The sequence below is a fragment of the Sphingopyxis panaciterrulae genome (assembly GCF_014199295.1).
Lineage (GTDB): Bacteria > Pseudomonadota > Alphaproteobacteria > Sphingomonadales > Sphingomonadaceae > Sphingopyxis > Sphingopyxis panaciterrulae.
On record NZ_JACIJH010000016.1, the window covers coordinates 97,569 to 108,759 of the forward strand.

Below are 11,191 nucleotides of genomic sequence, written 5' to 3' on the forward strand. Positions count from 1 at the left end.
TGGGGTCTAATTAATAGGTTCTCGCTTCCGATCCGAACGCCTCGGAAGCGAGGAGACCCGAATATGAAACCCATCGACAATCTTGTCCTCGACATTGGCGGCGTGATGGAAATGACCACACTGTCGCAGTCGACGATCTACGCGCTGGCGAAGCGCGGCGAGTTCCCGAAACAGGTCCGCATCGGCCCCAACCGCGTCGTCTGGCGCCGCTCGGAGGTCATTGCGTGGCTGGAACAGAAGATGGCCGCTGCCGCGTAAAAAATCCCACCCCCGGGAGTTTCAGGGGTGGGAGTATGCCTTTGCAAGAAGGTGGCGCCAAAGCTGATTAACGCCGTGGTCCTTATAGCCGCCCGGCCCACCAGCGCAGAGACCGTTCCGTTGAACGATCCGCCAAATTCTTGAGGCCTCCCGCTCCGGCTTAGATGCTGAGAGTGAGATACGACTATGAGCCACGAGCTCGAAACCAACCTCGACACCGCCGAACGCTTCCTGCGCTGGGCCCATCCCGAGGGCCCATGGGTGCTCACGGCCATCCCGGTCGAGGGTGGCCGCACGACCACGGAGACCTTCTTTGATATGAGCGCGGCCCGCGGCTGGATCGCGAACATGTCGGGCAAGCAGAACGTCTACTTCACGGTCAACCGCGTCCGCGGCGCAATGGACACCAAGCCAAAGAAGGAGCATGTCGAAGAGGCGGTGATGCTCCACATAGACATCGACCCGAAGAAGCCTCGGGATGGGATGTCGGCCGAGGAACTCGACAAGTGGAACGCGAGCGAGCGTGCCCGCATTCGCAAGCTGCTGGACGACTTCTCGCCGTCCCCGAGCGCCATCACCTTCTCGGGCGGGGGCTATCAGGGCTTCTGGAAGCTGGACGAGCCGCTCTACATCGGCGGCGACGAGGGCCGGTGGACTGAATTCGAGGCCTATAACAAGCAGCTGGGCATCGTTCTCGATGGTGACAACACGTGGAACATCGACCGCATCATGCGGCTTCCGGGCACGATCAACCTGCCCGACGAGAAAAAGCGCAAGAAGGGCCGCAAGCCCGCGCTCGCGGAGATTGTCGAACTCAGCGAGGCAACCTATCCGCTGAGCGACTTCACACCCGCGGTCGAGGTCCAGTCGAACGGCTCGGGCTCGGGCATCAAGGTCCAGATCAGCGGCAATCTCCCGCGCATCAAGGACCTCGACGAATTGCCCGAGGAGGTGACGCAGCGGACACGCATGCTCATCGTGCAGGGCGACGACCCCGACGACCCCAACCGCTACAGCTCAAAAAGCGAGGTGACCTGGGCGGTCATCTGTGAACTCATCCGCGCGGGCTGCGAAGACGATATCATTGCGGCCGTCCTCCTTGATCCCGACTTCGGCATCAGCGACCACTGCCTGCGCCAGAAGCGATCGGTGGAGTATGTTGCGCGCCAGATCGAACGGGCGCGCGAAGAGGTCATTGAGCCGATGCTGCGCAAGCTCAACGAGCGTCATGCAGTGATCGCGGACCTCGGAGGCAAGTGCCGCGTGATCAGCGAGGTGATGGATCAGAACCTCGCCCGACCGCGCCTGCGCATCTCGAAGCAGAGTTTCGAGGACTTCCGCAATCGCTACATGCACATCAGGGTTGAAGTGGGGCGGACGAAGGAGAATCAACCGCTCTACGCGTCAGCAGGAAAGTGGTGGCTGGAGAACCCAATGCGCCGCCAGTATGACACGTTGGTCTTCGCCCCCGGCCGCGACGTCCCCGACGCCTACAACCTTTGGAAGGGCTTTGCCTGTGAGGCGATACCGGGCGACGGTCATCAACCCTTCCTCGACCACCTCAAGAATAATGTTTGTTCCGGGATTGATGAATACTACAATTATCTCGTCGGCTGGATGGCTCGTGCCGTGCAGCACCCCGGGGAACAGGGCCATGTCGCAGTTGTTCTGAAGGGCGGGCGCGGCGCCGGAAAGGGCACCGTGGCGAAGATATTCGGATCGCTGTTCGGCCGCCACTTTCTGCACATCTCTTCGGCGAAGCATCTTGTCGGCCAGTTCAACGCGCACCTCCGTGACTGCGTCTTCCTCTTCGCCGATGAGGCATTTTATGCTGGTGACAAACAGCACGAGAGCGTCTTAAAAACGCTCGTGACAGAGGACCTGATCGTTGTCGAGGGCAAGGGCATCGACGCTGAGCCCTCGCCGAACTTCGTTCATCTGCTCATGGCGTCGAACGATCAATGGGTTGTCCCGGCTGGCTCTGATGAACGCCGATATTTCGTGTTGAATGTCGGCGAGGGCCGCAAGCAGGATAAGAATTACTTCCGGGCGCTGCACACCCAGATTGATGAAGGCGGGCGGGAAAACCTGCTTCATTATCTGATGGCGCTAGACTTGGCGGATTTCGAGGTGCGCGACGTTCCCCTCACCGATGCCCTGCGCGAGCAGAAGGAGCATAATCTCACGCCCGAGGAGCAATGGTTACTCTCTGTCCTCGAAGGCGGGATGATTCCCGGAGTTTGGCCAGAAACGAACGACGATGAATATGAGCGAGTCCGCCGATCGAACGGCCACGATGCTGAAACACCCGGCGTCTATGACATGATGCGATCGTCGAGCCCACAGTTGCGAAATAAGAGCGAACAGACCCTCAGCCGCTTCCTGAAGGAATGGGGTTTCAGACCGCACAAGGAACATCGGTGGAGAGGGTGGCGGTTTCCCGCGTTGCTCGATCTGCGAGCGGCATGGCGAAAGAAGTTCGGCCAGTGGGATTTCGATGCCGCGACCGAATGGTCGCACGAGCCTGAAGGGTCCGGCGCGCAGTCGCAGTTGCCGAATATCACGTGATATGAATGCGGCCAGACGGAGCAGCCGTCGATCCGTCCGGCGTAATAGGCTGATTTAATGCCAAAAAGACGGACTAGACGGATAGACGGACCTGAATGCGGTTCGGGGGTCCGATGCCCAACGAGGGGCGATGGCCCCGCACGCATTTCCTTCCCTCTTACTTCGTCTAATCCGTCTAGTCCGTCTAAGAGTTAGAAAATAAAGGAAAGATTCGAGACGGATAAGCAGACGGAGTAGGCGGATCAGTAACCCGGGGCGCCTTGTTGGGCGATCCATCTGCCAAACCACCCCTTGCGCCTGCCCCTCCCGCGCGCGGACGCGACACCGCCGCAGACCTCGCCCTCTACTCGGGCGGGGCCGGTCGATGCCCCGCCACAATTTCGTGGACTCGCCATGCTTGGGCGACCCGCGGGGATGCCGCCGGGGTAGCGAGGTCGCGAAATTGCGGCAATCGTTCAAGCCTTAACCGCCCCCTTTCGGGCGGTCGCAGCTATACTCAGGGTCATGTCAAACGGTATTCCCCTGACCCCCGAGCGGAAAACCGCATTCCTCACCGAACTCGCGCGCCACGGCATCGCTGTGCGCGCGGCCCGGGCCGCGTCGCCGCAGAGCGTCCAAGGTGCGCTGTCGACCTTCAAGAACGAACGGCAGCGTGACCCCGAGTTCGCCGCCGCGTGGGAGGAGGCGCTCGAAACCGCCCGTGCCGAGGTCGACCATGAAATCTACCGCCGCGCGGTCGAGGGCTATGACGAGCCGGTCTATGGCGGCAAATATCGCGAGCAGGTGGTCGGCACCGTCCGCAAATATAGCGACCGGCTGCTTGAGCTTCGCGCGCGGGCGATGTTGCCCGCCTATCGCGACGCCGCGTCGATCAACGTCAACAAGCGCGTGACCCACGACGTCGATGCTGGCCTGCTGGGCGACGCCGTGACATCGGTGGCGCTGCGCCTCGCCAACACCTTCCGCCCGCCGATGAAGGTGATCGAGGGAGGCACGAGCGATGACGCCTGACGCCGCGCTCGACCATCTCGCCTTCTTCGTCGGCCTCCGGCTTATGGGGCCGGACGCGCGGCGGCGCCTCCGCATCACCCTGTTGCGCCATAAAGACGTCGCCGCCCCGGCGCACGGCCCCGCCGACCGCCTAGAGCGGCTCGACGCGCTGCTCGACGGCCGCCGGACACCCCAGACCCTGCAAGACCGGCTCGACATGGCTCTCGCGCAGCGAGAGCGCAACGCTGCGCCCTTCGACGCCTGCTTCTGGCTCGCCCGGTCGGCCGAACTGATGGGCGCGGGCTTCTCGCCGCAGCAGGCGACGCAAATCATCAACGAGGTCCGCGAGCGTGTCGACGGCGCCAACAGCGCGGACCCCATCACCGCCGAGCAGGAGGATATACATGCTGGCTAGCATCAATCTGAAGCGGAAGCGCATCCTGCGCGGCCGGGAGGAGGCCGTAGCCGAGCGCCATCAGGCCGCCCGCGACTTCGTTGCCGCGATCCGCGAGGCGGAGGGCGCGATGGAGGCCATCAAGGCCGCCAACGACAAGCTGTATCGCTCCGACCTGCTCGCCGAGCAGAGGATGCTGAGCGACCTTCGCAGCGGCCGTGAGCGCACCTTCACCTTCCACCTCGCGAAGGAGGTCGAGGCCGAGGCGCCGCTGCTCGCCCGCGCCTTGGGCATCCGCGTTGCCCGGGTGCAGGCGCCATCCCTCGTCGACTTCATCGCGGTGACGTCCGCCGACGACTTCGACGCCGTTCCCGACAGCAAAGGAAAGCGAGCATGACCATCCCGCAGAAGCGCCACATCGTCAGCAACCTCAAGATCAAGGAGATCAGTTCCGTGGATAATCCCGCCCAAGTCGGCGCCACCGCCGTCCTCATCAAGCGCGCCGACGGCGACGTGACCGAAATCCGCAAGAACGCCGCGGCGGTCGCCGCCGGGGAACAGCCGAAGTTCGGCGTCGCCGACTATGAAGACGCGATGTTCGCCCGCGCCGCCGAACTGGCGAAGGATATGCAATGCACCCCCGAGCAGGCGCTGCTCAAAGGCCTACCGTCCGACCCGGCGCTGCGCGACCTCGCCCACGCCTCGGAGGTCGCTCGCGTGGGCGCTTACGCCGCCGAGGTGCGTAAGCGGCACGCCGCGGCATGAAGCTGACCGCCGAGACCGTCATGGCGGGCTATGCGGCGCTGTTCGACCCGCTGACCCGGGCGGCGCATCGGGCCTGTCTCGAACATGCCATCGTGACCCAGCCCGACCGCTGGCCGACGTTGCGCGACTGCTTCGCCTTCGCGAAGCTCTATGGCGTCGAGATGGCGCCGTTCGCCGCCTTCTTCGGCTACATCGGCTGGGCGTTGGGCAAGCGCACGATATGGGTCGACGCTGTTCGCGGCGAAGCGTCGACGTGGGAGGCGCGCCAGTTGATGACCGACGAGCAGGCGCAGGCCTTCGGCTTCCACTGCGCCTTCTCCGACATCATCGCGCACGACCAGCGGTGGTGAATGAGCATCGCGGGCCTTGGCAGGGTGGGCAGCGCCCCTCCCGCGGGCTCGACGGTGAGCGGGTCCCGACGCAGCGACGACCATGCCTGCTATGCCGCAAGCCCTTCGACAGCGAAGGCCCAGGCAATCGCTTATGCTTCCCTTGCCGGGGGAAGGCGGCAAGTGCGAGTCCCTACGCTATATAGTTTGCGCCATACTGGATGCTTCTTTCCTCATTACTTGGCATTTCATGTTCCGCGAGCAATAACGTGGGCATCCGAATACCAATCGACGGGGGAAGGAATGAGCACAACCTACCACATGGTGCATTATCGTCGCTTCGACGCTGACGCGAAGGCCTTAAAGGGCAAGACACTTGAAGCCCTGTGCCGGGAAGCGCTCAACAGCGCGGTCAAGAAGTCGTCGCTATGGTCGCGCCCCGAAGATCGTGTTTTCGATGTCGTCGACGGTGATGGGCGTAAGATATTCCTAAATAAGGTCGCCGATCTTTCATCGGCCGTTTTCGGCGAGATGTGCTTGGCTCAAGCAAAGGACCTCCAAGCTCTTCTGAAAATGGAGCCGTCAGAGATAGAGCTGTCAGACCTAACTACCGCTACGGTGTACGATCTGGCCGAGAGCGAAGCCCCGGAGGGCTCGCAGTTTATTCGCGGCCTCGCCTATTGGCTCGCAATCGGCAATCATATCCTCTTCGTGAAAACCAACCTCATGACGCCGGAGTTAGTGCGCCTGTATCTCGACTGGTTGTTGAAAGAACGCGGCGCTGTGCTGGACCCATCGACGTCATTTGCGCTCAATGCCGAGTTCGATAAGGCCGCAACGGCGGGCGACATTGGCGAGATCAGGAATTTGCGCGTGTCGGGGAAGTCCGCGCCGCAGGCGATCACCGCCGCCAATGAACCGGGACAACGAGAGGTCAAAACTTCGCGCCGAGTCGCCGACAAGGTCGCTCAAATGTCGCAGGCTGTGCCCATTGTGAAGGCGCTGTTTGGCGATAAGCAGGCCGAGTCACTCATTGAAAGTCTCGGCCCGAAGGAATATCTTTCCGTCGAGGCATCCGTAAAAGTTCGAGGTCGTCGGACAGAGGAATCTAAGAAGAAATTTCAAGCCATTGCGAACGATCTCGCTGACGAATCAGACGCGAAGGTTCAGATTGAAGGCAAGGACGGTCAAATCAGGGACGGCGATGCCATCCTACGAACGCGGATGCCGTTCCATCTGCCTCACGAGGGCAGCAATCTGCTTGAGTTCGACAATGTCGCGGATCAGCTTCAAGAAGTGTATGCCCGCTTTGTGAAGGATGGAAAGATCAAGGCCTAATGGCCCGAAAACTGACGATTTTGGTCACATGCGTGGCGGCCGGGCTCTTTGCTTGGGCGATTGCGCTTGTGCGTCTGTTTGATGCTTTCCAGCCCCTAATAGTTGCCTTGTCTATCATGGTCGCAGCCATATTCGTCCGACTAAATCGCGGGATGCCGACCCTCGAATGGAAGAGTGCCGACCCCGAAGAGCGGAAGAAGCTGACGAGTGCCATCGTCGGAGTAACCACGGAATACGGCTGGATACTCGGACTCAATGCGACGGTCCTTGCTGGACTTGTATCGCTTTCCGTGGTCGGCGAGATTGATGCTGCGCTTTGGCCGGAGTGGGTTCGTCGCGTAACCTCCGGCGCCGTCGGCGCGCTCATCGCGTTGTGCACTGCGCGCATGGCCTATGTCGTTTGGCGCGATATTGATATTGTCCGACTTCAAAAGCGATTAATTGACGGCTCGGCTGCGAAGGAGGTTGATCAGCAGGAAGGCGAAGCGGCCGATGCTAACGTGACCGTGATGAAGAAGGCCAATCTCCGTGCGGTCAAAGTCCAGCCCCCCAAGGCTTGGGGGAAATAGACCCTATTGCAGCATGGTTCGCTTTATGTGCTCAATATACTCTGTGTGGCAGTGAGGATCTGCGTCGGGAGGGCTCCGTTGCACTACAGCGGAGCCCTTTCGGTGCATGATATGCCTCTGACCACTGGTTAAGGGAAGATCGCCCAAGCGCCCAGAAGAACGACCAGCCCACCAACCCAGATCATGCCCAGCTTTGTGCCCTTCGCCTCGCGAGCCTCCCATTGCTGCTTGGTCACCGAACCGGGCAGCAACCCCTCGGGCTCTGGCCCGTTATTCAGCCCACCCAGCACAAAGGCTCCGACGAGAATATAAAGAATGAAGCCCCCGCCCCATATAGCTCCAGCGTCCATCAACCTGCCTTCTTTGCACTCACCGCCGTCGCCGGCGTTCCATCCAAGGTCATCCCGATATAGTCGCTATTTCGCATTTCGGCGTTCTTCTCGCATTACAGCCAGGTCGCAAAAGTCGTAATCACCGCCTCCCGTTTTCATACAGTCGGCGATGTCTCTTTCCCGTGCCTGATGATCGGAATATTCTCCGTAAAGGAACACAGAAACCACAACGCCCGCGAGCAGCGCAATCACCAATCGAAATGTCGACGCTTTCATAGTTTATCCCCCCAACCCAAGCGGCCCAATATCTGTCGACCTAGATTACACCCATCAGTCATGATCTGGCAGAGGCTTGTCCTTTAGATATGCCCAAGAGTCGTTCCCGGTCTCGCTACCGCGGGCTTCAATTTCTATTAGCAGCCGCGCCGTCTCTTCTCGGCTTGCTCCGATAACACCTGACAGCGTCGCCATCTTTCGCCATCCCGTAGAGCCCGGCTTGTCGAGCAAACTGCGCAGCATCGCCTTTCGCCTGTTATCGAATTCTTCGGCCTTCGATGTTTCCCAGCAGTGCTTAATCCATTGACCAAGCAGCGTGACGCCGCTGCCTATCGTCGTTCCGAAAACACCCCACCAAAAGGCCGACATGCATACCCTCCCGAATCGTTTCTAGGCGCGGCGACCGGTACAGCACGGAACGCACCAATGCAGACGTAAGCGCAATCGGTATCCTCGCCGCTCCGGCTGGCGCCCGCCAAAATAGCAGCGCCTGCCACCTATATCCGAAGCTCCGCACTGCCGTGACTCACCCAAGCTCGCCAAGGTTGAGGGCGACAGCTCGCTCCGCCTTGACCGGTTCAGTTACTTGCCGTGGATCGGTCGGAGGCAAGCACCCGTATCCTGTTCAGCGCTGCATTCGTCCCGGTTTGTCGTGCGGCTTGCGATGACGCCACATTTGGCTCGACCGCGACCAAACGATTTCATCGCCGGGCGTCAACTTTCGGAAAGCGTCTAGGATAGATTTGTGCAGCGCCTTGTTGCCGTTTCTATTTCGGTAGACCAGTTCTGGATTGTGACGGAAAACGTGTCCTGCCACCCTGCTTTGATATAGTGTCGGCCGCTGAGAAAGTTCTGAAACCATCCATTCCGCCACTTCATTCGGCGTCACGTCTCAACCTCCGATTTGACTAGTGAGGTTTTCTGGAAAACGTGTGATTGTTGTTTTTCCCCTGCGAACCATACGCAACTAATTTCGCCATAGCTGTGCACTATATCCACCGTCATTAACGGCCCGCCCGATTTCAGTTGAACAGTATCTCCGGGTTCAAGTTCATCTGCCATACGACATCCCCTCGTTTTCTCCGTTTCGAGAGTGGTTACGGCCCCCTTTGCTGTCAAGCGGGCAGGCAAGCCTTCTCTGCTACCCGCCTGGCTACCGGGAATTAATGCACTGCCCGAACCGGCCCGCGGTGAGCAAATATCTACCTGAATATGAAGGAGAAAATGGTGCTGCTGGAGAGGATTGAACTCTCGACCTCACCCTTACCAAGGGTGCGCTCTACCACTGAGCTACAGCAGCAGCCGGAGCCCGTGCGACCGCGTCGTCGCCGGGCAGGCGCGGCCTATGGCGGGGCGCCCCTCGCCTGTCAAGGTGCGAGGCTTGACGGACGCGCGATTTCGCCGGATGGCGGGGCATGAGCAAAGCCCCCTCCCCCGCCGAGGCAGAGCGCGAGCGCCGTCTGGCCGACGCGCTGCGCGCCAATCTGCGCAAGCGCAAGGCAAAGGTGCGCGAAGCGAAGGCCGAAATTCCCGCTAAGGAGTGATCTCGCGCACCGGGACGGCGATATTGCAGATGTCCGCGCCGCCCGCGGGGTGGATGAAGAATGGGTCGCGGCGGTTTTGGCGCGCCTCGGCATAGCGCGCGAAGCTGGCGCTTTCGGTCGACAGATATTCGAAGCGCGGCCGCTCGGCCTCGGGCAGGTCGCTCGCGAGACGCACCGAAGCGATCGGCACCCGCCGCGCCGGGTCTTCGTAGACGCCGAGCGGGGCCGGGCCGCGCGGCAGGCTCGACAGATGCTCGATCCCGGCGATCACGCGACCGACGAGCGCGATATTGCGGTCGAGATGGCGCGGCGCGTGACCGATGACCGTGTAAAGTTCGGAGCCCGTGCCGGTGTTCGGCGACAGATCGCGCGCCACCCCGACCATCGCGTAGCAGTGGACGGGCCAGACGGATTGCGTCTCCCTGTTCACGGCGATCGGCCACCCGTGATAGGCGATGGTCTCGTCGGAATAGGGATCGCGGGGAATGGCCCTGCGAACGGCCTCGGCCCGGACGTCGGCGGGCTGCCGGAAAGCCGCGAGCAATGCGTCTTCTTCGGCTTTCATCTTGTCCCGCAACGCGCCGCGCAGTTCGTCGTCCAGCGGCCGTTCATAGTCGCTCTCCGGCACCGTCGCCAAACCCACGGGCAGCGGCTTCGCCTTCGCCGGGTCCTCGCCGTCGGCGTCGCCCCATTGCGCGACATAATTGTCCTGAACGCGATAGACGCTGGTGCCGTCCCACCAGTGCGCCGCGGCGAGCTTGCGGATGTTGCCGATCCAGCCCCGGCTGAACGGCGCGGGCATCAACTGAATGACGACGCGGCGCTCCCCGCCGGCGGTATCGGGGGCGAGGTCCATGACCAGCAAGTCCGACGGCGCGATGGCGATCCACTCGTCCGCCTTCGCCGCATCGACGATCTGCCCCGGCGACGGCGCGGGCTGCGCGGCGGGGGGCTGGGCAGCGGGAAGAAGCGCGAGCGCGGCGGCCGCGAGGAGCAGATGGGTCATCGCGCCTGTCTGCCACGCCCAATCGGCTTGCGAAAGCCCCGCCGAGCGATTAGGGCGCGCCTTCCAGTGCGAATTGGTAACGCACCCGATTCACGCTTTGTGCCATGCACGAAACGACCGGGTGCAGCGGAGCGGTGGCCGAGTGGTCGAAGGCGCTCGCCTGGAAAGTGAGTATACGGCAAAACCGTATCGAGGGTTCGAATCCCTCCCGCTCCGCCAGGACCTCCTCCATAGAGGTCCACGTTCATCCACTGGGATTGCTTTTCTCCCATAAAACCGACGCTTTCGGCTCCATCGGGTTCCAGCCACGTCCACCGGCCTCCGTCGTCGGCGAGGGCTTTGAACGTGGCTCCGGTGTTCAAAAACGTGGCCTCGGAGAAAAGCAATGTTGAATGACGCAAAACTACGCAGCGCAAAGCCCCGCGACAAAGCCTACAAGCTAACGGACAGCCACAGGCTCTATCTTCTGGTCAAGCCGAACGGCGGTAAGCTATGGCGCTGGAATTACGCCTATGGCGGCAAGCAGAAGAGCATGAACTTCGGAATCTATCCGATGGTGAGCCTTGTCCAAGCGCGGGCGAAGCGGGACGAAGCCCGCGCAATCCTCGACGACGGCCAAGACCCTTCCATCGTGAAGAAGCTGACCATTGAAGCCAATCGCAAAGCGACCGCCTGCACGTTCAAGAGGGTCGCGAATGAATGGCATGAGGTTTTCAAGGCGCAATGGTGGTGACACGCCTCGAAGAGGAGACCCGGATCGGCAAAGGCGGGACCCTGGCGGCGCAGCTGTCGCGGCTCGACCTGATCGTGCTCGACGAGCTC

16 protein-coding genes and 2 tRNA genes are annotated in these 11,191 nt (G+C 61.5%); 12 read left to right on the forward strand and 6 right to left on the reverse strand.

Annotation, left to right across the window (positions count from 1 at the left end):
• Positions 1–63: 63 nt before the first annotated feature.
• The 9 genes from FHR21_RS18260 to FHR21_RS18300 all read left to right on the forward strand — a co-directional run bounded on the left by FHR21_RS18260 (position 64) and on the right by FHR21_RS18300 (position 7,211).
• Entirely contained in the window at positions 64–258 is a 195-nt protein-coding gene (locus tag FHR21_RS18260) for a helix-turn-helix transcriptional regulator (protein WP_184100940.1), read from the forward strand.
• A 186-nt stretch (positions 259–444) separates the two neighbouring features.
• Positions 445–2,826 carry a DUF5906 domain-containing protein gene (locus FHR21_RS18265; RefSeq protein WP_184100942.1) on the forward strand — a complete coding sequence of 794 codons (2,382 nt, stop codon included), beginning with the start codon at positions 445–447 and terminating at the stop codon, positions 2,824–2,826.
• A 504-nt stretch (positions 2,827–3,330) separates the two neighbouring features.
• On the forward strand, positions 3,331–3,837 hold the full coding sequence (locus tag FHR21_RS18270) for a hypothetical protein (RefSeq protein WP_184100944.1): 507 nt from the start codon (positions 3,331–3,333) through the stop codon (positions 3,835–3,837).
• Positions 3,827–4,231 carry a hypothetical protein gene (locus FHR21_RS18275; RefSeq protein WP_184100946.1) on the forward strand — a complete coding sequence of 135 codons (405 nt, stop codon included), beginning with the start codon at positions 3,827–3,829 and terminating at the stop codon, positions 4,229–4,231. The genes FHR21_RS18270 and FHR21_RS18275 overlap by 11 nt, the downstream gene beginning before the upstream one ends.
• On the forward strand, positions 4,221–4,607 hold the full coding sequence (locus FHR21_RS18280) for a hypothetical protein (RefSeq protein ID WP_184100948.1): 387 nt from the start codon (positions 4,221–4,223) through the stop codon (positions 4,605–4,607). Before FHR21_RS18275 ends, FHR21_RS18280 begins: the two co-directional genes overlap by 11 nt.
• The gene (locus tag FHR21_RS18285) at positions 4,604–4,975 is read left to right on the forward strand and encodes a hypothetical protein (protein ID WP_184100950.1); all 372 of its coding nucleotides are present in this window, start codon (positions 4,604–4,606) and stop codon (positions 4,973–4,975) included. The genes FHR21_RS18280 and FHR21_RS18285 overlap by 4 nt, the downstream gene beginning before the upstream one ends.
• Positions 4,972–5,325 (forward strand): hypothetical protein, encoded by a 354-nt coding sequence (locus tag FHR21_RS18290; protein ID WP_184100952.1) that lies wholly within the window; start codon positions 4,972–4,974, stop codon positions 5,323–5,325. The genes FHR21_RS18285 and FHR21_RS18290 overlap by 4 nt, the downstream gene beginning before the upstream one ends.
• A gap of 282 nt (positions 5,326–5,607) precedes the next feature.
• Complete coding sequence (locus FHR21_RS18295) at positions 5,608–6,642, forward strand: hypothetical protein (protein ID WP_184100954.1); 1,035 nt, start codon at positions 5,608–5,610, stop codon at positions 6,640–6,642.
• Entirely contained in the window at positions 6,642–7,211 is a 570-nt protein-coding gene (locus tag FHR21_RS18300) for a hypothetical protein (protein ID WP_184100956.1), read from the forward strand. The genes FHR21_RS18295 and FHR21_RS18300 overlap by 1 nt, the downstream gene beginning before the upstream one ends.
• Before the next feature lie 128 nt (positions 7,212–7,339).
• Here FHR21_RS18300 and FHR21_RS18305 read toward each other — a convergent pair whose 3' ends face one another.
• From FHR21_RS18305 to FHR21_RS18320, 5 genes are all read right to left on the reverse strand, one after another.
• Positions 7,340–7,561 carry a hypothetical protein gene (locus FHR21_RS18305; protein WP_184100958.1) on the reverse strand — a complete coding sequence of 74 codons (222 nt, stop codon included), beginning with the start codon at positions 7,559–7,561 and terminating at the stop codon, positions 7,340–7,342.
• Between the two features lie 312 nt (positions 7,562–7,873).
• Positions 7,874–8,188, reverse strand: a complete 315-nt coding sequence (locus FHR21_RS18310; RefSeq protein ID WP_184100960.1) for a hypothetical protein — start codon at positions 8,186–8,188, stop codon at positions 7,874–7,876.
• Positions 8,189–8,444: 256 nt separating this feature from the next.
• Complete coding sequence (locus tag FHR21_RS21350; protein WP_420825297.1) at positions 8,445–8,708, reverse strand: DUF6953 family protein; 264 nt, start codon at positions 8,706–8,708, stop codon at positions 8,445–8,447.
• Positions 8,705–8,881, reverse strand: a complete 177-nt coding sequence (locus FHR21_RS21355; protein ID WP_184100962.1) for a YodC family protein — start codon at positions 8,879–8,881, stop codon at positions 8,705–8,707. Before FHR21_RS21355 ends, FHR21_RS21350 begins: the two co-directional genes overlap by 4 nt.
• A gap of 163 nt (positions 8,882–9,044) precedes the next feature.
• Positions 9,045–9,119, reverse strand: a tRNA-Thr gene (locus FHR21_RS18320).
• 115 nt (positions 9,120–9,234) lie between these two features.
• Between FHR21_RS18320 and FHR21_RS21130 the strand changes: the two genes are divergently transcribed.
• Positions 9,235–9,363: a hypothetical protein gene (locus tag FHR21_RS21130; RefSeq protein WP_276569301.1), complete on the forward strand. Its 129-nt coding sequence runs from the start codon at positions 9,235–9,237 to the stop codon at positions 9,361–9,363.
• Here FHR21_RS21130 and FHR21_RS18325 read toward each other — a convergent pair.
• Positions 9,353–10,369 carry a peptidylprolyl isomerase gene (locus FHR21_RS18325; protein ID WP_184100963.1) on the reverse strand — a complete coding sequence of 339 codons (1,017 nt, stop codon included), beginning with the start codon at positions 10,367–10,369 and terminating at the stop codon, positions 9,353–9,355. The genes FHR21_RS21130 and FHR21_RS18325 overlap by 11 nt on opposite strands.
• A 128-nt stretch (positions 10,370–10,497) precedes the next feature.
• Here FHR21_RS18325 and FHR21_RS18330 point away from each other — a divergent pair.
• Positions 10,498–10,588 (forward strand) — tRNA-Ser (locus FHR21_RS18330).
• Positions 10,589–10,754: 166 nt separating this feature from the next.
• On the forward strand, positions 10,755–11,102 hold the full coding sequence (locus FHR21_RS18335) for an Arm DNA-binding domain-containing protein (RefSeq protein ID WP_184100965.1): 348 nt from the start codon (positions 10,755–10,757) through the stop codon (positions 11,100–11,102).
• Positions 11,103–11,191: the final 89 nt, after the last annotated feature.

Bases quoted from the DNA above. Each gene is read 5' to 3' on its own strand.
- FHR21_RS18300 (WP_184100956.1), top strand. From the start codon at position 6,642: ATGGCCCGAAAACTGACGATTTTGGTCACATGCGTGGCGGCCGGGCTC.
- FHR21_RS18305 (WP_184100958.1), bottom strand. From the start codon at position 7,561: ATGGACGCTGGAGCTATATGGGGCGGGGGCTTCATTCTTTATATTCTC.
- FHR21_RS18290 (WP_184100952.1), top strand. From the start codon at position 4,972: ATGAAGCTGACCGCCGAGACCGTCATGGCGGGCTATGCGGCGCTGTTC.
- FHR21_RS21130 (WP_276569301.1), top strand. From the start codon at position 9,235: ATGAGCAAAGCCCCCTCCCCCGCCGAGGCAGAGCGCGAGCGCCGTCTG.
- FHR21_RS18275 (WP_184100946.1), top strand. From the start codon at position 3,827: ATGACGCCTGACGCCGCGCTCGACCATCTCGCCTTCTTCGTCGGCCTC.
- FHR21_RS18335 (WP_184100965.1), top strand. From the start codon at position 10,755: ATGTTGAATGACGCAAAACTACGCAGCGCAAAGCCCCGCGACAAAGCC.
- FHR21_RS18260 (WP_184100940.1), top strand. From the start codon at position 64: ATGAAACCCATCGACAATCTTGTCCTCGACATTGGCGGCGTGATGGAA.
- FHR21_RS18280 (WP_184100948.1), top strand. From the start codon at position 4,221: ATGCTGGCTAGCATCAATCTGAAGCGGAAGCGCATCCTGCGCGGCCGG.
- FHR21_RS18265 (WP_184100942.1), top strand. From the start codon at position 445: ATGAGCCACGAGCTCGAAACCAACCTCGACACCGCCGAACGCTTCCTG.
- FHR21_RS18270 (WP_184100944.1), top strand. From the start codon at position 3,331: ATGTCAAACGGTATTCCCCTGACCCCCGAGCGGAAAACCGCATTCCTC.
- FHR21_RS21355 (WP_184100962.1), bottom strand. From the start codon at position 8,881: ATGGCAGATGAACTTGAACCCGGAGATACTGTTCAACTGAAATCGGGC.
- FHR21_RS18310 (WP_184100960.1), bottom strand. From the start codon at position 8,188: ATGTCGGCCTTTTGGTGGGGTGTTTTCGGAACGACGATAGGCAGCGGC.
- FHR21_RS18285 (WP_184100950.1), top strand. From the start codon at position 4,604: ATGACCATCCCGCAGAAGCGCCACATCGTCAGCAACCTCAAGATCAAG.
- FHR21_RS18295 (WP_184100954.1), top strand. From the start codon at position 5,608: ATGAGCACAACCTACCACATGGTGCATTATCGTCGCTTCGACGCTGAC.
- FHR21_RS18325 (WP_184100963.1), bottom strand. From the start codon at position 10,369: ATGACCCATCTGCTCCTCGCGGCCGCCGCGCTCGCGCTTCTTCCCGCT.